The sequence below is a fragment of the Roseibium sp. SCP14 genome, assembly GCF_040329475.1.
Classification (GTDB): domain Bacteria; phylum Pseudomonadota; class Alphaproteobacteria; order Rhizobiales; family Stappiaceae; genus Roseibium.
The window spans coordinates 97,697-116,027 of the sequence record NZ_JBDZYH010000011.1 but is presented as its reverse complement, the minus strand read 5'-3'; the positions used below and the strand labels follow the sequence as shown (position 1 = coordinate 116,027).

Annotated in this window: 21 protein-coding genes; 15 read left to right on the top strand and 6 right to left on the bottom strand. The window is 57.8% G+C overall.

The window, feature by feature from the left end; translation table 11 throughout:
* Window positions 1–116: 116 nt before the first annotated feature.
* The 5 genes from ABLQ08_RS29110 (at window position 117) to ABLQ08_RS29090 (ending at window position 5,082) form a co-directional block, all read left to right on the top strand.
* The gene (locus tag ABLQ08_RS29110; RefSeq protein WP_352949875.1) at window positions 117–287 is read left to right on the top strand and encodes a hypothetical protein; all 171 of its coding nucleotides are present in this window, start codon (window positions 117–119) and stop codon (window positions 285–287) included.
* Window positions 288–440: 153 nt separating this feature from the next.
* Window positions 441–1,274: a tryptophan synthase subunit alpha gene (trpA, locus tag ABLQ08_RS29105; RefSeq protein WP_352949873.1), complete on the top strand. Its 834-nt coding sequence runs from the start codon at window positions 441–443 to the stop codon at window positions 1,272–1,274.
* A 111-nt stretch (window positions 1,275–1,385) separates the two neighbouring features.
* Window positions 1,386–2,342: an acetyl-CoA carboxylase, carboxyltransferase subunit beta gene (gene accD / locus ABLQ08_RS29100; protein WP_352949871.1), complete on the top strand. Its 957-nt coding sequence runs from the start codon at window positions 1,386–1,388 to the stop codon at window positions 2,340–2,342.
* Window positions 2,343–2,472: 130 nt separating this feature from the next.
* Complete coding sequence (locus ABLQ08_RS29095) at window positions 2,473–3,789, top strand: bifunctional folylpolyglutamate synthase/dihydrofolate synthase (protein WP_417714966.1); 1,317 nt, start codon at window positions 2,473–2,475, stop codon at window positions 3,787–3,789.
* A gap of 30 nt (window positions 3,790–3,819) precedes the next feature.
* Window positions 3,820–5,082 (top strand): hypothetical protein, encoded by a 1,263-nt coding sequence (locus ABLQ08_RS29090; protein ID WP_352949869.1) that lies wholly within the window; start codon window positions 3,820–3,822, stop codon window positions 5,080–5,082.
* 33 nt (window positions 5,083–5,115) lie between these two features.
* On the opposite strand, the gene ABLQ08_RS29085 is transcribed toward ABLQ08_RS29090, so the two are convergent.
* Window positions 5,116–6,033 carry a bifunctional helix-turn-helix domain-containing protein/methylated-DNA--[protein]-cysteine S-methyltransferase gene (locus ABLQ08_RS29085; protein ID WP_352949867.1) on the bottom strand — a complete coding sequence of 306 codons (918 nt, stop codon included), beginning with the start codon at window positions 6,031–6,033 and terminating at the stop codon, window positions 5,116–5,118.
* 94 nt (window positions 6,034–6,127) lie between these two features.
* The gene (locus ABLQ08_RS29080; protein ID WP_352949865.1) at window positions 6,128–6,589 is read right to left on the bottom strand and encodes an Lrp/AsnC family transcriptional regulator; all 462 of its coding nucleotides are present in this window, start codon (window positions 6,587–6,589) and stop codon (window positions 6,128–6,130) included.
* A 203-nt stretch (window positions 6,590–6,792) separates the two neighbouring features.
* Here ABLQ08_RS29080 and rocF point away from each other — a divergent pair, with 203 nt between their 5' ends.
* Both rocF and ABLQ08_RS29070 read left to right on the top strand, forming a co-directional pair.
* On the top strand, window positions 6,793–7,659 hold the full coding sequence (gene rocF / locus ABLQ08_RS29075; RefSeq protein WP_417714968.1) for an arginase: 867 nt from the start codon (window positions 6,793–6,795) through the stop codon (window positions 7,657–7,659).
* Between the two features lie 11 nt (window positions 7,660–7,670).
* Complete coding sequence (locus ABLQ08_RS29070; RefSeq protein WP_352949861.1) at window positions 7,671–8,756, top strand: ornithine cyclodeaminase; 1,086 nt, start codon at window positions 7,671–7,673, stop codon at window positions 8,754–8,756.
* A gap of 77 nt (window positions 8,757–8,833) precedes the next feature.
* On the opposite strand, the gene pyrF is transcribed toward ABLQ08_RS29070, so the two are convergent.
* From pyrF to ABLQ08_RS29055, 3 genes are all read right to left on the bottom strand, one after another.
* Entirely contained in the window at window positions 8,834–9,565 is a 732-nt protein-coding gene (pyrF, locus tag ABLQ08_RS29065) for an orotidine-5'-phosphate decarboxylase (protein WP_352949859.1), read from the bottom strand.
* A 70-nt stretch (window positions 9,566–9,635) separates the two neighbouring features.
* Window positions 9,636–10,484: an SDR family NAD(P)-dependent oxidoreductase gene (locus ABLQ08_RS29060; protein ID WP_352949857.1), complete on the bottom strand. Its 849-nt coding sequence runs from the start codon at window positions 10,482–10,484 to the stop codon at window positions 9,636–9,638.
* A gap of 26 nt (window positions 10,485–10,510) precedes the next feature.
* Window positions 10,511–11,326: an SDR family oxidoreductase gene (locus ABLQ08_RS29055; RefSeq protein WP_352949855.1), complete on the bottom strand. Its 816-nt coding sequence runs from the start codon at window positions 11,324–11,326 to the stop codon at window positions 10,511–10,513.
* A gap of 250 nt (window positions 11,327–11,576) precedes the next feature.
* On the opposite strand from ABLQ08_RS29055, the gene hisB reads away from it, so the two are divergent.
* Genes hisB through coaA form a run of 8 tightly spaced genes read left to right on the top strand, consistent with a single transcriptional unit; the run spans window position 11,577 to window position 16,548 of the window.
* Window positions 11,577–12,170: an imidazoleglycerol-phosphate dehydratase HisB gene (hisB, locus tag ABLQ08_RS29050; RefSeq protein ID WP_352949853.1), complete on the top strand. Its 594-nt coding sequence runs from the start codon at window positions 11,577–11,579 to the stop codon at window positions 12,168–12,170.
* A gap of 23 nt (window positions 12,171–12,193) precedes the next feature.
* A complete protein-coding gene (locus ABLQ08_RS29045) occupies window positions 12,194–12,697 on the top strand; it encodes a DUF2628 domain-containing protein (protein ID WP_352949851.1) in 504 nt (167 codons plus the stop codon).
* Complete coding sequence (hisH, locus tag ABLQ08_RS29040) at window positions 12,694–13,347, top strand: imidazole glycerol phosphate synthase subunit HisH (protein WP_352949849.1); 654 nt, start codon at window positions 12,694–12,696, stop codon at window positions 13,345–13,347. The genes ABLQ08_RS29045 and hisH overlap by 4 nt, the downstream gene beginning before the upstream one ends.
* 20 nt (window positions 13,348–13,367) lie before the next feature.
* Window positions 13,368–13,655 (top strand): DUF1330 domain-containing protein, encoded by a 288-nt coding sequence (locus ABLQ08_RS29035; RefSeq protein ID WP_352949847.1) that lies wholly within the window; start codon window positions 13,368–13,370, stop codon window positions 13,653–13,655.
* A 5-nt stretch (window positions 13,656–13,660) separates the two neighbouring features.
* Window positions 13,661–14,404 (top strand): 1-(5-phosphoribosyl)-5-[(5-phosphoribosylamino)methylideneamino]imidazole-4-carboxamide isomerase, encoded by a 744-nt coding sequence (gene hisA / locus ABLQ08_RS29030; RefSeq protein ID WP_352949845.1) that lies wholly within the window; start codon window positions 13,661–13,663, stop codon window positions 14,402–14,404.
* On the top strand, window positions 14,401–15,180 hold the full coding sequence (hisF, locus tag ABLQ08_RS29025) for an imidazole glycerol phosphate synthase subunit HisF (RefSeq protein ID WP_352949844.1): 780 nt from the start codon (window positions 14,401–14,403) through the stop codon (window positions 15,178–15,180). Before hisA ends, hisF begins: the two co-directional genes overlap by 4 nt.
* A gap of 35 nt (window positions 15,181–15,215) precedes the next feature.
* Window positions 15,216–15,539, top strand: a complete 324-nt coding sequence (locus tag ABLQ08_RS29020; RefSeq protein WP_352949842.1) for a phosphoribosyl-ATP diphosphatase — start codon at window positions 15,216–15,218, stop codon at window positions 15,537–15,539.
* 43 nt (window positions 15,540–15,582) lie between these two features.
* Window positions 15,583–16,548 carry a type I pantothenate kinase gene (gene coaA, locus ABLQ08_RS29015; RefSeq protein WP_352949840.1) on the top strand — a complete coding sequence of 322 codons (966 nt, stop codon included), beginning with the start codon at window positions 15,583–15,585 and terminating at the stop codon, window positions 16,546–16,548.
* Between the two features lie 63 nt (window positions 16,549–16,611).
* Here coaA and ABLQ08_RS29010 read toward each other — a convergent pair whose 3' ends face one another.
* A complete protein-coding gene (locus ABLQ08_RS29010) occupies window positions 16,612–18,300 on the bottom strand; it encodes a methyl-accepting chemotaxis protein (protein ID WP_352949838.1) in 1,689 nt (562 codons plus the stop codon).
* Window positions 18,301–18,331: the final 31 nt, after the last annotated feature.

Here is an 18,331-nt window from a genome sequence, read left to right as displayed (position 1 = left end):
GCGAATTGCTGCAATGCAAACATGTCGGTTGTGACGGACCGGTCTCCGACTAAATTCAACACGCCAGACCAGAGGTGCACGGCACATGGTCTTCAAGGACACGAAAGGAACCGAAAATGGCTTTCGATCTTCTGACAGGTTTTGTTCGCGACGTTCGTGCAGCACGCCGCACCGCGAATGAGATCGAACGTTTGAACCGTATGAACGACAGCGAACTGGCTCAGCTTGGCCTGGCGCGCACCGAAATCTCCGGCCACGCGTTCAAAAAGCACTTCAATCAGCGCTGAAGGCCCGGCTGGAGCCGCAAACCGGCTCCCTCGGCCCCGCTTCTTCTTCGATTGTCGCGTTCTTTGATTGACATAGGCTTGCCCGCTCCCCTACACCGCATTGAGTCCAATTGGAAAAGCAGGGCCGCGAATTGGCGGCAGGGGTAGAGCTGTATGACGGAAACGCGTATCGACCGCCGTTTTAAAGCCTGTGCGGAAGCAGGCCGGCCAGCATTGGTCACGTTTATCACTGCAGGTGATCCGGATCTGCAGACCTCCCAGGCTGTTCTGAACGCTTTGCCCGCTGCGGGTGCTGATGTAATTGAACTCGGCATGCCGTTTTCAGACCCGATGGCCGAAGGCATTCCGATCCAGCTGGGCAACCAGCGCGCGCTGGCGGCCGGTCATACCATGGACAAGACGCTCGACATGGTGCGGGCGTTCCGCAAGCAGGATCAGGACACGCCGATCATTTTGATGGGCTACTACAATCCGATCTATGTCCGTGAACCCCGGAAGTTCGTGCAGGTTGCCAAGGATGCCGGTGTCGACGGTTTCATCATTGTCGATATACCTGCCGAGGCAGATGATGAGCTTTGCATTCCGGCACTGGAAGCCGGTCTGAATTTCATTCGTCTTGCAACCCCCACAACAGATGACAAGCGCCTTCCCGCCGTTCTGGCCAACACTTCCGGTTTCGTTTATTACGTCTCCGTGACAGGTATCACCGGTGCCAATATTGCGGATACGGGCAGGGTCACTTCGGCCGTGAACCGCATCAAGGGACACACCGATTTGCCCGTCGCGGTCGGATTTGGCGTCAAGACAGCCGACCAGGCAGCCGAAATCGGCAAGGACGCGGACGGCGTTGTCGTCGGTTCCGTCCTCGTGAATGCCATTCGCGACAGCCTTGATGAGGCTGGAAAGGCAACTGACAAGACCGTCCAGGCGGTCACCGATGTGGTCGCGGACCTGGCTTCGGGATGTGCACGGGCGCGTTCGGCCTGACTCTGGTGCGCCTGCGGCAGGTATGCCCCATCGGGGCAAAATGAATTGAATGAATTCCGGCGGACCCCATATCTCCGCTGATTGATAACTCGAGTAACGGACGCGTTTGTCGTGAACTGGATCAACTCTATCGTACGCCCCAAGATCCGCGATCTTTGGAAGAAGCGCGAAGTTCCGGAAAATCTTTGGATCAAGTGTCCGGAAACCGGTGAAATGGTGTTTCACCGCGATCTGGAGGCCAATCTCTGGGTTATTCCGAATTCCGGTCATCACATGCGCATGCCGGCGCGCAAGCGTCTCGAGGCGTTCTTCGACAATGCCGAGTACAAGGACGTCGAAACACCGGAAGTACAGGCGGACCCGCACAAATTCCGCGATTCCAAGCGTTATACCGACCGTTTGAAGGAGGCGCGCTCCAAATCCGGTGAAAACGAAGCCATTCTGGTTGGTCAGGGCAAGGTCAACGGAATGGAGATCACGGCGGCTGTCCAGAATTTCGACTTCATTGCAGGTTCGCTCGGCATGGCAGCTGGCGAAGCTATCCTGGCAGGCATGATGAAAGCGGTTGAGGACAAGACGCCCTTTGTCATCTTCGCTGCGTCGGGCGGCGCCCGCATGCAGGAAGGCATCCTGTCGCTGATGCAGATGCCGCGCACCACCGTCGGTGTACAGATGCTTCGCGAAGCCGGTCTTCCTTATATCGTTGTTCTCACCAATCCGACCACCGGCGGCGTTTCCGCGTCTTACGCAATGCTGGGCGATGTTCACATTGCCGAACCGGGGGCACAGATCGGCTTTGCCGGGCGTCGGGTCATCGAGCAGACGGTTCGGGAGAAACTGCCGGACGATTTCCAGACCGCCGAGTACCTTCTCGATCACGGCATGATCGACATGGTGGTTCCGCGTCCGCAGATGAAAGAGACAATTTCCAGGATCTGCGGCATTCTGATGAAGCGCGAAGTCGAACTGCCGAAGCTCGAAGCGCCGAAGGAAGTGGAAGCACCCGTCGAAGCTGAGACCGAAAAGCCTGCTGAAGAGCCGGCGAAGGAAGCCGAAGCTGCAAGCTAAGAGCGCAACGACAGTCGAAATTGTCGCAAATCCGGTATAACCGGACGATTCAAGGCCGTCTGCGCGACAGGCAGGCGGCTATATCTTGGGTCACGCTGAACATGGGACAGAGGACCCTTCGGAGGGCGCCTTGGATCAAATCACAAAAATCCTGGACCGGTTGCTGGCACTGCACCCCAAGGAGATAGATCTCTCGCTTGGGCGCATGCATCGTTTGCTGGCGGCTTTGGGAAATCCGGAAAAACGGCTGCCGCCGGTCATTCATGTTGCCGGGACCAACGGCAAAGGGTCCGTGACCGCGACGATGCGCGCCATTCTGGAGGCATCCGGAAAACGTTGCCACGTCTACACCTCGCCACACCTTGTTTCGTTCAACGAACGTATCCGGCTTGGGACGGACGGCAAATTCGTATCCGATCCCGAACTTTATGACGCCCTCCATCGCTGCGAAGAAGCAAATGGCGGCGAGGAAATCACCTTCTTCGAGATCACGACGGCAGCGGCACTGCTTCTTTTTGCAGAACATTCTGCGGATGTTCTGCTCCTGGAAGTCGGGCTTGGTGGCCGGCTGGATGCCACCAATGTCATCGACGATCCGATTGCGACGGTGATAACGCCGGTTTCCATGGATCACGAAAAGTTCCTGGGAGACGATCTCACTGAAATCGCGGCAGAAAAGGCCGGTATCATCAAGCAGGGTGTTCCGGTGGTCTGCGCAGCCCAGGAAACGACGGCGCTTCCGGAGATCGTTCGCCAGGCCGCCCGCAAGCGGGCAAGGCTGTCGGTATACGGACAGGAGTTTATCGCTCAGGCTGATCAGGGCCGGATGATCTTTCAGGACGAGGAAGAGCTGATCGACCTGCCGCTCCCGGTTCTGGGAGGAGGTCACCAGTTCGCAAATGCGGGACTTGCCATTGCTGCCCTGAAGGCTGCAGGCCTGCTGCCTGCCGAAGACATCATTGCCCAGGGGCTGAGATCGGTGAACTGGCCGGGGCGGCTGCAGCCGATCACTCACGGACGGCTTCTGGACCTGTGCCCCGAAGGGGCGGAAGTCTGGATCGACGGCGGTCACAATCCAGGTGCGGGTGTTTCCGTTGCCCAGTTCATGGGCGAACAGGAAGAAAGAAACCCCTGCCCGCTCTATCTGATCTCCGGAATGCTGACAACCAAGGATCCCGTCGGGTTTTTCCGCCCTTTCCACGGTTTGGTCCGCCATGTCGGCACGGTGCCGATTTCTTCAACGATGACAGCAAGATCTCCGGAAGACCTGGCGGACCTTGCCCGTTGCGCCGGCCTCGAAGCAACACCGTTCCAATCACTGGACGCGGCCCTTGCGGATGTGGCAGCTTGTGCCGCGAAGGATGGTGAGCCGCCGCGTATTTTGATTTGCGGTTCGCTCTATCTTGCCGGTGAGGCCTTGGCACGGAACGGAACACCTCCGGACTGACGCATCACCGGGCCTATGGAGGTCTGATTGATGTTTGGGACTTTTGGTCTGCCCGTACGTGCTGCTGGTCTATTGATAGGTGCCGTCCTGACGACGGCGCCCGCTTTTTCACTTTCTGAACAATATGAAACGCCACCCGAGCAGGACCCTTCGGTTGTGCTGGATGGAAAGGAACTTGGTCCGGGATATGCCGTTTTGTCCCCGGTTCGAAGTGATGGTTTCCTGCGTATCTACCAGTTGCAGACCGACCTCGGCGTCGAGCGGATCGAGGGAGACGGCTTGCTGAAGCAGCGGCTTGCCGAGCTCAAGGTTCTCGTCGCGCTGGAAGGTTTGAAGAACGATCAGAGCTTCGTCGACGGTCTGAAACAGGCAGCCATGAAACCGGTAGAACTGGTTGAAAGCACGGTCACTGACCCGGTCGGTACTGCCAAGAGCACGGTATCGGGCGTCGGACGCATGTTCGGACGGTTGACCAAGGGTGTGGAAGCCGCGGTTTCCGGCAAGGGCGGTTCAGCAGCCGATATTGCAAAGTCCATTACCGGTCAGGCGCGCGCGGAGCGCGAACTGGCTTATGAACTCGGTGTCGACCCCTATACCTTCTACAAGCCGCTTTCTGAAAAACTGAATGAAACCGCCAGCGTGACGACGGCGGGAAACTGGACAGTTACCGCGATCACAAGCCTGCTTCCGGGCGGATTGATCGTTTCGGCCGCGCGTCAGGCGGACAATTTCCGCACGCTCATCGTGGACAGCACCCCCTCGGAACTTGAGGAGCGAACCGCCGAGACCTTCCGCAAGGCCGGAGTTTCGGAGCAGACGATCTCGAGAGTTGCCGCCAATCCGTTTTATACGATCTCCGAAAAAGCTGCGATCGCCTATCAGCTGCAGGCGATGCCGAGCGTTCAGGATCTGGATTTGATTGCGGCGAAAGCTGCCGATGCCGAAAGCCGGGACATTGCTTACTTCCAGCTGCGCCGCGTTGTTCTTCTTGAAACCTATAGCCGGACAGTCTCCGGTCTTGGCCAGATCAAGGAAGTCAACGGAGTTCCGATTGCCATTCGCCGGGACGGTATTGCAGCGATTATCCTGCCGCTTGACATGGTGTCCTGGACCAAGACGGTCGCTCAGACCTTTTCCAACATGAATGAAGGCCTGGGCCAGCTGCCCTTCCCGCCCTCGGGCGTCGACTTTCTGATCACGGGAGATCTCACTCCGATGACTGCCGAGCGGCTGACATCCTTTGGCTGGGAAATCACCGGCAACTATCCGATGCCTGAAGGCCCTGTTCACTAGGAGCACAATCTTTGAGCCTCCGGATCCGGAGGCTCAGACACACTCCAGCACAGGTGCGGAAAGGCCGCTTTCCCAACCGAGAATGGCGCGTTTGCGGGTCAGACCCCAGTGGTAGCCGCCAATCTTGCCTCCTTTCGCCAATACCCTGTGACAAGGCACGACGAAGGAAATCGGATTTCGGCCGACGGCTGATCCAACGGCTCTTGAAGCCTTCGGATTTCCGAGGCAGGCCGCGATGTCGGAATAGGTGGTCGCCTGTCCCATGGGGATCTTCAACAAGGTCTGCCACACCCGGATTTCGAAGTCCGTGCCGATCATGACGATGTTCAGCGGCTGGTTTTCCTGCCATTTCTTCGGATCGAATACCCGCTGTGCATAACGCGCGGTCGCATCCTGATTGTGAACATATTGCGCAGCAGGCCAGCGGCTGCACATGTCCTCAAGCGAATTTTCCTCTTCACCCGGATCGGCAAAACCTAGGCCGGCAAGTCCCTTGTCCGTTGCCATGACCAGGACCTGGCCGAACGGCGAAGGGTGAAAGCCATAGATGATCTTTAGCCCACCGCCCCTGTTCCGATAGTCGCCCGGTGTCATGGCTTCGTGGGTGACAAAAAGGTCGTGCAGGCGCGATGATCCAGACAGGCCGACTTCAAAGGATGCGTCCATGATGCTGGCCGAGTCCCGCAAGAGAGCCTTGGCGTGATCAAGGGTGATGGCCTGCAGAAACTGCTTGGGTGTCAGCCCGGCCCAGCGCGAGAACACCCGTTGAAGCTGAATGGGTTGCAGATCAACCTCTTTGGCAAGTTCTTCAAGGGTGGGCTGGTCGCGCCAATCTTCTGTGATCCGCTTCAGTGTCTGGCGGACAACAGCATAGTTTTCAGATGCCTCTTCACCGACCGAGATCGGCTTGGGTTCTGAGGCAATGGCGGAAAGATCGAGTGCTTTGGTCATATCGAATACTTCGCGTCTTCAAGTCTGATCCGATCATAGTCGGCAAGCCAATGCCACGCGACCCGATTTGCGAGATGGTCGCACATGGGTCTGCTCAGCCGAGCACGTCGTTGAATTCATCGGCCGGAACGGCAGGCCCCTTTCGGGTGTTCAAAAGCAGACTGGTTTCCGTGCCGGTGATGCCCTCGATCAGACGAATGCGGTTCAGCGCATCGTCAAAACCCACCAGATCCCTTGTCGCAATGTCCAGAACAAGATCCCACTTGCCGTTGGTGGAATGGATAGCCCGCACTTCGGTAAGCGCGCTCAGGGAACGAATGACGGGCTCCGTATTGTGTCCGTCTACCACGACCAGTGTTACGGCGCGGATCGGAAGATCGCGCCAGTCGTCACGAAGAACCGCAGTAAATCCCAGAATTTCGCCGGATTCGACAAGCTTTTCCATTCTTGAGCGCACCGTCGCGCGGGAGACTTTCAGATCGCTTGCCAAATCGGACACTGACCTGCGCCCATCGTGACGCAGGAGCGAGATCAATTGCAGATCCAGATCATCCATTGTTTCAATCCGGTAATTCAGGCTTATCAAAATGATAAATCCGACTGCACATTTGATCAAGTGACGGGATTTACTCCGCCGGGACGTTTTCACACACTTTGAAGGAGAGATTTCATTCGGAGGAACAAGTGAACGTCGCCAAGAAACAGATTGTTCTTGTGGGAGCTCCCGTCGACGAAGGTGCCGGTCAGAAAGGCTGCGTCATGGGCCCTGACGCATTTCGCACGGCCGGTCTTGCGGATACGCTTGAGGCGCTGGGCCACACGGTTGCCGATCATGGCAATCTCGTCCCGGCAGAGGTCGACAACCTGACACCGCCCAACCCGGTCCTGAAGAACTATCCGGCTTACGTTGCCTGGACGAGGGCACTGCACGCAAAGGCCGCGGAGCTTGGAACCGCGCCGGTCTTTCCGATCTATCTCGGTGGGGATCACGCCATGGCGGCGGGAACGGTTTCGGGACAGGCGAAGGCCGCCGCAAAACACGGGCGCCCCCTTTTCGTCCTGTGGCTGGACGCGCATTCCGATTTTCATACGCTGGACAGCACGGACAGCGGCAATCTTCATGGCACGCCCCTCGCCTTTGCCTGCGGCCTGCCCGGATTTGAAGGTCTGCTCGGTACGCCAATCGAACACACGGTCAGACCCGACCATGTCGAGATTCTTGGCGTGAGGTCCATCGATGCTGCCGAACGCAGCATGCTCTTGAGCCACGGTGTCGGCGTCAGCGACATGCGCCGCATCGATGAAGAAGGCATCGGATCATTGCTGCGGCCGTTTCTGGACCGTGTCCGTGAGGCCAATGGTCTGCTGCATGTCAGTCTGGATGTCGATTTTCTCGATCCTGAAATTGCGCCTGCCGTCGGCACAACGGTTCCGGGCGGTGCCACCTTCCGCGAGGCGCATCTGGTCATGGAGATGCTTCATGACAGCGCTCTTGTGACATCGCTCGATCTGGTCGAGCTAAACCCCTTCCTGGACGACCGCGGAAAAACCGCGCGCCTGATGGTCGATCTGACCGGCTCTCTATTTGGCCGCCGTGTCTTCGACCGTCCGACAAGAAGCTTCTAGAGGAAATCAATATGTCAGCCGTGAACCACAATCCGAAACCGTCTGAACTGGCCTATGTGCCGTTCGTCAGCGTCGACAACATGATGCGCAATGTCCGTGCCATCGGGGTCGAAAAGGCGCTGGTGGGGATTGCCGAATATATTGAACAGGATTTTCTGCGCTGGGAAAGCTTCGACAAGAAGCCGCGCATTCCCGCACATGCACCTCAGGGCGTTATCGAACTGATGCCGACAAGCGATGGCAAGACTTTTGGCTTCAAATACGTCAATGGCCACCCTGAGAACATTCGCGACGGCCTGCAGACCGTGACCGGGTTCGGTGTCCTGTCCGATCTGGCCACCGGATATCCGGTCCTTCTGACCGAAATGACAATCCTGACGGCTCTGCGCACAGCGGCCAACTCCGCTCTGGCCGCGAAGTATCTGGCGCCGAAGGGATCCACCACCATGGCCATCATCGGCAATGGTGCGCAGTCCGACTTCCAGTGCCTGGCCTTCAAGGAAATGCTTGGCATTACCGAAATCCGTGCCTACGACATAGATCATTCCGCCAGTCTGCGCCTGGCGCGGAACCTTGCCGATTCCGGTCTCAACGTGACTATCTGCAAGACACCGGAAGATGCCATTGAAGGGGCCCAGATCGTCACTACCGTGACGGCGGACAAGAAATACGCAACGATCCTGACCGACAACATGGTCGGCTCCGGCATCCATATCAACGCGATTGGCGGTGACTGCCCGGGCAAAACGGAGCTTCACAAGGATATCCTGCTCCGGTCTGACATTTTCGTCGAATATCCCGAGCAGACCCGGATCGAAGGCGAATTGCAGCAACTGCCTGAAGACCATCCGGTGACCGAGCTCTGGCAGGTCTTTGCAGGGCAGGTCGCGGGTCGTACTTCCGACGATCAGATCACCCTGTTCGACAGCGTCGGCTTTGCAATCGAGGACTTCGCTGCGCTTCGCTATGTGCACGACCTTCTGCCGAAGACCGACCACTTCGAAAAGCTCGATCTGTTGGCCGATCCGGACGATCCGCGTGATCTTTACGGAATGGTGTTGCGCTCTGCGCCCGAAAACGGCAACCAAGCGGCCTGAACGAAACCAAGACCGCGTTATAGAAACTTGGGCCGCCGCCCCGGCGGTGGCCTTTTCTCTGTCGTTCTGGTTTTTGACTAACGCGAAAGCGCGGCTTCGATTTCCGCGACTACGGCATCAGCTGCGGCAGCGGGGTCTGCAGCCTGGTTGACCGGGCGTCCGACGACCAGATAGTCGCTGCCGGCGCGGATCGCGTCTTCTGGTGTCATCACCCGTCGCTGGTCTCCGGCAGCACTGCCGGCGGGGCGGATACCCGGGGTCACGATGACAAGTTCATCACCCAAGATGGTGCGCATCTTCTCGGATTCCGTCGCCGCGCAGACAATGCCGCCCATCCCGGCAGCCCTCGCATCCTTTGCCCTGGTTTCCACCACATCGGACAACGGTCCACGGTAGCCGGCAGCAATCAGATCGTCTTCATCCATAGACGTCAGAACCGTCACGCCAAGGAGGCAGAGGTTCGGGTTGCCTTCTTCCGCCAGGCCTTTCACGGCCGCACGCATGGTCTTGGGATATCCATGCAGGGTCATGAAAGTCATGCCCATCTTGGCAACATTGCGCACCGCCTTGGTGATGGTGTTGTCAATGTCGTGCAGTTTCACGTCCAGGAAGATCTTCTTGCCGTCGGCAGCAAGCTCGCGCGCAAATTCCAGTCCACCGGCAAATTGCAGTTCCATGCCGATCTTGTAGACGCCGACCTTGCCTTCGGTTTTGCTCACCAATGCTTCGGCTTCACCGATTGTCGGGACATCAATGGCGACCATCAGGCGGTCTAGGGCGGTTTTCGGGGCGAACGGGCTGGTCGGCATGGACGGATCTCCTGGATGGCGTTTGGGAAGGCGATCCGTCCATAACATTATGATGGCTGAATCGCCAGAACTACACCTTTCCGGTCCTTTCGAACTCCGCAAAGGCCTCCTTGTAGTCCTTGTGCCAGCGGGAAAGCGGAGGCCGGTTTTCAATGATATCGCCCATTGCCCACTCCGCCCGGCGCCGATCGCGTGTGCTGTCGACATCGTTGTCCGGGCACAGAATGTAGAAATCGCCTGCCGTCATCCGGGCGATGAAGTGATCGACCGTCTGTTCGCTGGTCCAGGCGGAAGCCGGTTTTTCAGGAATGTGCGCAGAGATCATGCCGGTATAGGTGAAACCGGGAACAAAGAGATGAACTGATATCGGCGCACCGGCTTCCCTGAGTTCATGTGCAAGTTGCTCGCTCAGCACCCTTACCGCTGCTTTCGACGCGTTGTAGCCCGGATTTCCGGGAGGCGTCGTAATTCCCTGTTTGGAACCGGTATTGATGATGACCGCGGGACGGCTTGCTTCGATCATGCGCGGGGCAAATGCCTGAACACCTCGCAGAATGCCGAAGAAATTGACATCCATCATCCGGGTCCAGTTGTCGAAACTGTCCCAGCACTTGGAACTCAGGCCGATGCCTGCATTGTTCATCAGGACAGCAACAGGCCCGGTGGCAAACGCCTTGTCGGCAAGGGCTTCCACCTGGGCCATGTCGGTGACATCGGTCGGTACCGCCAACACATCCACATTTGGGCTTGCAACCTTGCGCACCTTTTCTGTGGCTGCGTTCAGCGGCTCACCTGCCAGGTCGGCGAGGACGACACCGAACCCGGCTTCGGCGAAACGGATCGCGGAAACAAGCCCGACTCCACTCGCAGCCCCCGTTACCACCGCAAGACCACCTTCGGAAACTGCTTTTTCAAACATGGAGTTAACCTCTATCTGCGTACCATTTAGAGACCAAGCTGCGCCTTCAGACCGGCGATAAAGGTGGCGTCATCCAGGTTCTTGCGATTGTCGAGAAATTCTTCCGCATCCGCACCGGCCCGGTAGCGCAACTGGTTTGTACCATCTGTGACCGCCTGCCAGATGACGTCGGCGACGACGGACGGATCGGAGCCGCCATTGGCCGCATCACCGAAGACGGCAAACAGCTTTTGGATTGTATCCTGATATTCAGACATGGTTTCGTCGTTGCTGAAGTCAAACGATCTTCCGCCGAAATCCGTGCGGATCATGCCGGGTTCGATGATTTTCATCTTCACGCCAATGGCTTCCAACTCGAAATGAAGGGCTTCCGACAATCCTTCGACCGCAAACTTGGTTCCGTGGTAAAGCGTGCCGAGCGGAAAGGTCATCTGACCGCCAATGGAGGATACGTTGATGACCGTGCCCGATGTCTGCGCGCGAAAGATCGGCAACATTGCCTTGGTGACTGCCAGGAGGCCAATGACGTTGGTATCGAACTGGCGGCGGATCTTTTCCATCGGCGTGGCTTCCAGCGGACCATAGGCGCCGTAGCCGGCATTGTTCAGGAGAACATCAATACTGCCGAAGCGCGACTGTGCCCGGTCGACGGCGCTCGCTATCGAGGTTTCGTCGGTCACATCCAGACGCGTGACCAGTACGTTGGCATGATCTGCCAGATCTCCCGCATTTTCGGGTGAACGCATGGTCGCGACAACATTCCAGCCATTGTTCAGAAAAAGTTCCGCGGTGGTGCGTCCGATGCCCGTGGAGGCGCCTGTGATAAGAATGGTTCCGGACATGGTCATCTCCTGAAAAGTACCGGTTTCCAGAGCTTTGCGTCTGGGTCGGCACTAATGTGCGCGTTTTGCCGAAAACCGCGCTGGCAAGGCGCGTCAAAGGACTTGCAGATGACGCCAATTACCTGATCGATCCGGCTCCGGCGTCAACTTGGATCACATGAGCCTATACGTCGCTATTTCATTAGTCGGTTCAGGCTGCTACAACATCGCCGCTTGCCGGGACATCCGGCCTTTAAGGAGACCGTCACTCATGCGTACTGCGAGTGTATCGCGCGATACCAAGGAAACCCGCATTTCAGTCGAGATCAATCTGGACGGAACTGGCGCCTATGACGTCCAGACCGGTGTCGGATTTTTCGATCATATGCTGGAGCAGTTGTCGCGACATTCGCTGATCGACATCAAGGTTCGCGCCGACGGTGACACGCATATCGATTTTCATCACACGGTGGAAGACACCGGCATTGCGCTCGGCCAGGCCATTTCGTCGGCGTTGGGAGACATGTCCGGCATCACCCGCTACGCCGACACGCATCTGGCCATGGACGAGGCGTTGACCCGCTGTGCGCTGGACGTATCCGGACGGCCGTTCCTCGTCTGGGACGTGACGTTCGATCGCGACAAGGTTGGTGAGTTCGACACGGAACTGTTTGAGGAGTTTTTCCGCGCATTCACCATGAATGCCGGGATCACCCTTCATATCGCCAATCTTTACGGTTCAAATTGTCATCATATAGCCGAAACCTGTTTCAAGGCCGTCGCCCGCACCTTGCGCAAGGCGATTGAGATCGATCCGCGGCAAGCCGACCGGGTTCCGACCACCAAAGGTCAGCTCGGCGGCTAGAGCTCTAACCAACGGAAGAGCGCATGAGCACCTATGTTGTGATGGCACCGCCGGAATTTAAGGATCTGGACGGAGACCCTCGCCAGACCGACCGGCTTGCTTTTGTTCCGGACAGGTTCTCGTTCCTGGCATTCCTGTTCTCAATCATTTGGCTGCTGGTGCACCGGATGTGGCTGGTACTGCTCGGCTATCTGGCCGTGACCCTGGTGATCGAAACACTGGCGCTTTCGGTGGGGCCGGAGGCCATGGGCATCGTTGCGCTTTTGCTGTCGCTTCTGTTCGGATTTGAAGCGCAGGCCCTCCGCCGCTGGTCGCTGGAGCGCAAGGGCTGGCGTATTATCGGGATCGCGGAAGGCTCCAGCCGGGACGAAGCCGAATTCCGTTTCCTGTACAAGACAGCCGTGCCCGTTGCGCCGGTTGAAAAACAAATTGACCAGCAACAGCGCCCTCACCGCTCACCGATCGTCCCAAGGGTCGGCAGCGAACAGGTCGTGGGCCTGACGCTTGGTCCGGAGACCCGTCAATGACAATTGCAATTATCGACTACGGTTCGGGCAATCTACGCTCGGCGGAGAAGGCATTCGAGCGCGCGGCCCGCGCTCATGCCCACGTGCCGGACGTTATCGTAACGGCCGACCCGGAGCGGGTTCTGAAGGCCGACCGCATCGTCCTGCCGGGCGTTGGCGCATTTGCGGACTGCAAGCGTGGCCTGTGGGCCGTTGAAGGCATGCCGGAAGCCCTGCAGGAAGCCGTGCGCGGGCAGGGCAAGCCGTTTTTCGGTATCTGCGTTGGCATGCAGCTGATGGCCAGCCGCGGCCTAGAATTCGAAACCGTCGAAGGCCTGAACTGGATCAACGGCGACGTCTCGGAGATGAAGCCGTCCGATCCATCCCTGAAAATCCCGCATATGGGCTGGAACACCATCGATGTGCGTGCCGAAAGCCATCCGGTTTTCAAGGGCATTGAAACCGGGCCTGACGGACTGCATGCGTATTTCGTGCATTCCTATCACTTCGCCTGTGCGAACGATGCGAGCCGTCTGGCAACATTCGACTATGCCGGTACGTTCACTGCAATGGTTGCGCAGGACAACATGATCGGCACGCAATTCCACCCGGAAAAGAGCCAACGGCTGGGCCTTGAGCTCATCGCCAATTTTCTGGACTGGACGCCATAACTGGATTTGGGAGATATCAGATGAGCAAAGGCTATTGGATCGCCAGGGTGGATGTGAACAATCCGGACGACTACCCGAAATATGTCGAGGCGGCAAAACCGGCATTTGAACGTTTTGGCGCAAAATTCCTGGCGCGTGGCGGCAAAACCGACACCATCGAAGGTCCGGGACGGGCCCGCAATGTCGTCATCGAATTTCCGAGCTTTCAACATGCGGTCGATTGTTATAACTCACCCGAATATCAGGTTGCGGTCAAAATCCGCCAGCAAATAGCCGATGGCGAAATCGTCATCGTTGAAGGAATGTAAGAAGCATGATCCTCTTTCCCGCCATCGACTTGAAAGACGGCCAGTGTGTACGCCTGAAGCTTGGTGACATGGACCAGGCGACGGTGTTCAACGACAACCCGGGTGCCCAGGCCAAGGCCTTCGAAGACCAGGGGTTCGAATGGTTGCATGTTGTCGATCTGAACGGTGCCTTTGCCGGTGAAAGCGTCAACGGAGCTGCCGTCGATGCAATTCTGTCGGCGACGAAGAACCCGGTCCAGCTCGGTGGCGGAATCAGGACGCTGGAGCATATTGAAACCTGGCTCGACAAGGGCATCACGCGGGTTATTCTCGGCACTGTGGCTGTCAGAGACCCCGAGCTGGTGAAGGAGGCATGCCGCAAGTTTCCGGGCAAGGTCGCCGTCGGCATTGATGCCAAGGGCGGCTACGTCGCCGTGGAAGGCTGGGCGGAAACTTCTGAACTGACGGCGGTCGATCTTGCCAAACAGTTCGAAGATGCCGGCGTTTCGGCGATCATCTACACCGATATCGATCGGGATGGCGTCCTGAAGGGGCTCAACATTCCTTCTACCCTGGAACTTGCCCGTTCCGTCTCCATACCGGTAATAGCGTCCGGAGGCCTTGCTTCCATTGATGACATTCATCGTCTTGTGGAGCCCGATTGCTCGATCCTGGAAGGAGCGATATCAGGACGGGCTCTTTATGACGGACGGCTTGACCCGAAAGAGGCCATGGATCTGATCCTGGAAGCGCGGAGTAAAGCATCGTGACTTTGAAAGCCCGTGTCATTCCTTGTCTTGACGTCAAGGACGGCCGCGTCGTCAAGGGCGTGAACTTCGTGGATCTGGTCGATGCCGGCGACCCGGTAGAAGCCGCGAAGGCCTATGACGCAGCCGGTGCCGACGAACTCTGCTTTCTTGATATCACTGCAAGCCATGAAGGCCGCGACACGATCTATGATGTTGTCCGGCGCACGGCCGAAGCCTGCTTTATGCCGGTCACCGTTGGAGGTGGTGTGCGCACGGTCGAGGACATCCGCAAGCTTCTGATTGCGGGCGCCGACAAGGTGTCGATCAACACCGCAGCGGTCAAAAACCCGGATTTCGTGCGTGAAGCGGCGGAAAAATTCGGCGCGCAATGCATCGTCGTCTCCATCGATGCCAAACAGGTGAACGAGTCGGGCGAACCGGACAGGTTCGAGATCTTCACCCATGGCGGCCGCAATGCCACAGGCATCGACGCCGTTGAGTTTGCCAAAAAGGTTGTCGAGCTCGGAGCTGGCGAATTGCTGGTGACCTCCATGGACAGGGATGGCACCAAATCCGGATACAACATCGCGCTCACCCGTGCGATCGCCGACGCCGTGCCGGTGCCCGTGATTGCCTCTGGCGGCGTCGGAACCCTGGATCACATGGTCGAAGGCGTGCGGGACGGTCATGCGACCGCAGTCCTGGCGGCCTCCATTTTCCATTTTGGCGAATACACAATTCAGGAAACGAAGCAGCACATGAATGATGCGGGCGTTCCGATGCGACTGGACGCCTGAACGACGCTGCATTCGAGACCTGGGATATAAGACCAATGACGAAGTTCACACTGGACGATCTGGACGCCATTATTGCTGCACGTGCGAAGAGCGAGGATGAGAAGTCCTATACGCGCAAGCTCGTGAGCAAGGGCGTTGCGAAATGCGCCCAGAAACTGGGGGAAGAAGCGGTCGAGGCGGCTATTGCCGCTGTCAGGGAAGATCGGGAGGAATTGACGGCTGAAGCCGCCGATGTGCTTTATCATTTGCTGGTTGTTCTGAACGTGTCTAATGTTCCGCTCGGGGACGTTATGAGCGAACTCGCGGGCCGTACGGGACAAACCGGACTGGAAGAAAAAGCATCCCGACCTGAGGAATGACAGCAGGCTCGCCTTAGCCACCGCAGCAGGAACTGCGAGAAAGATGGATCAGAAAGTCGCCACGGCCCTGGACATGGATTTGTCCCCTTACCGGGTGTTCTCCGAGCGCCAGTGGGCCAAATTACGTGCTGACACGCCAATGACCCTGAGCGAGCATGAAGTGTCGCAACTTCAGGGTCTGAACGCTCCGGTCTCCATAGAGCAGGTGGAGACCATTTACCTGCCGCTTTCACGCCTCCTGGCATTCTATGCCGAAGCGACCATCAGCATTCACCAGGCAACCCAGAACTTTCTTGGTCACCGGGATGGCAAGACACCGTTCATCATCGGTGTGGCCGGTTCTGTTTCTGTCGGAAAATCAACGACGTCGCGTGTTCTGCGCGAGCTCCTGGCCCGCTGGCCGGCCAGCCCACGCGTCGATCTGATCACCACGGATGGCTTTCTCTACCCGAATGCGATCCTGGAAGCAGAAGGTCTGATGTCCAAGAAGGGCTTCCCGGAAAGCTTCGACAGGCCTCGTCTGCTGAAATTCCTGTCAGACATCAAGGCCGGACGACGGAATGTCCGCGCACCCGTTTATTCGCACTTCTACTACGACGTCATGCCCGGCCACACGGTTACGGTCGACAAGCCGGACATTCTGATCGTCGAGGGTCTCAACGTCCTGCAGACGCGGGAACTGCCGAAGGACGGACGCGCCGTGCCGTTCGTTTCGGATTTCTTCGACTTCTCGGTCTACATCGACGCCGATGAAGACCTGTTGAGCAAATGGTACGTGGAACGTTTCATGCGTCTGAGGGAAACGGCGTTCCGTGATCCGGGCTCCTACTTTCACAAATACTCGCGGATCACCGATCAGGAAGCGGTCGAAACCGCGACCCGCATCTGGAACGAGATCAACCTGGTGAACCTGCGCGAAAACATTCTGCCGACCCGGCCGCGGGCGGATCTGATCCTGTCCAAGAATGCAAGCCACCGGATTTCGAAGGTAGCGCTGCGCAAGCTCTGATCTTCACGAAAAAGCCCGCAATCTTCTCGGATTGCGGGTCTTCGTTTTTGGTACGCAGGCAGTTTAAGCCGCAGAACGATTTCGGACTTCCTGCAGGAACGAAGCAACCTGATCACGCAACATGGTTGCGTTTTCCTTCAACTGCTGCGCGGAACTGTCGACCTTCTCGGCGGTGTCGCGTGTGTTTTCCGCAGCCGAGGCAACGGTTTCGATGTTGGTGGTTACCTCCACGGTGCTGCGGGAGGCTTCGGTGGCGTTGCTTGCAATCTCCTGCGTGGCAACACCCTGCTCCTCAACCGAAGAGGCGATGGAGGAGGCGATTTCATTCATGTTGTTGATGATCTCGGTCACCGAGGAAATCGCGGTTGCCGCATGGCCTGTCTCTTCCTGGATCGCCGAGATCTGGCTGGAAATCTCTTCGGTCGCCTTGGACGTCTGCGTTGCCAGTTCCTTCACTTCTGCCGCGACGACCGCAAAGCCCTTGCCGGCTTCACCGGCTCGTGCAGCCTCGATTGTTGCGTTCAGCGCAAGGAGGTTGGTCTGCTCGGCAATCGCCTGGATGAGCGTCACGACCTCACCGATGCGGCTTGCGGAATCCGACAGGCCGTTCATGCGCTGATTGGTGGATTGCGCTTCCCCGGCCGCGCGGGCGGCGATCTCGCTGGAGGATTGAACCTGTCTGCGGATTTCGTTGACGGATGCCGACAGCTCTTCGGCGGCCGCTGCAACGGTTTCAACGTTGTGCGAGGCCTGTGAGGACGCGTTGGACACCAGGCCGCTCTGTTCGGTCGTTTGCGCGGCAACACCTGTCATGTCGGCCGAAGCGACCTGAAGATTTTGCACCGAACTGTCGATGATGTTCATCATCTCGGAAATCTGGCGGTCGAAGTCGCTGCTCAATTGCTGGATTTCAGAACCCTTGCGGGCCTGGTCTTCCTGGACAGCGTTCTGCTGATCTTCCAGGTCACGGCGGGCGGCTTCGTTCTGGACGAAGATCTCCATTGCCGCGGCCATCTGGCCGATCTCGTCACCCCGGTCCGTACCTTCAATGGCAATGTCCGTATTGCCGTCCGCCAGTGTGCACATATTGGCTGTCAGGGCACGAAGCGGACGCACGGTGTTGCGAACCGCGACCACCGCAATCGTGATCGCGATCAGGGCGCCCACCGCCGCCAGGGCAAGGATTGTTGCCGCTGCACTCCAGTAGGCCGAGTCGAGGTCATCGACATAGACGCCCGTCCCGATCATCCAGTTCCAGGGGGCAAATCCAGCGCCCCAGCCGTATTTTTCGATCGCGACTTCGCTGTTTGCGCGCGGCCAGAAGTAAAGCAGCGATCCGCCACCGGTCTTGGCTTGCTTGATCAGCTCTTCAACGATCGGAACCCCGGACTTGTCCTTGAAGCCGATCATGTTGGTGCCGACGATCGAACTCTTCGGATGCACCAGATTGGTGCCGTCATAGTCATAGACGAAGACGTAATTGTTGCCTTCGAACCTGACGGCTCCGATGGCCGCCTTCGCAGCGGCCTGGGCCTCGTCCCGGGTCAATTCGCCTGCTTGCTCGAGACCCTGATAATAGGCGGCGATGGAAACCGCACTATTCGAAATTTCCTCAATCTTTCCAAGGCGTTCGTTGAACATTGCAGAATAAAGACTATTCAGGCTGACGACACAGATCGCGACAGTGAAAAGAAGAATAGTTGCAATAGGAAGACTGATTTTCCAGGTAATTGGCCAGCGTGCGAATGACATAACGAAATGATTCCTCTCAAAATTCGTTGAG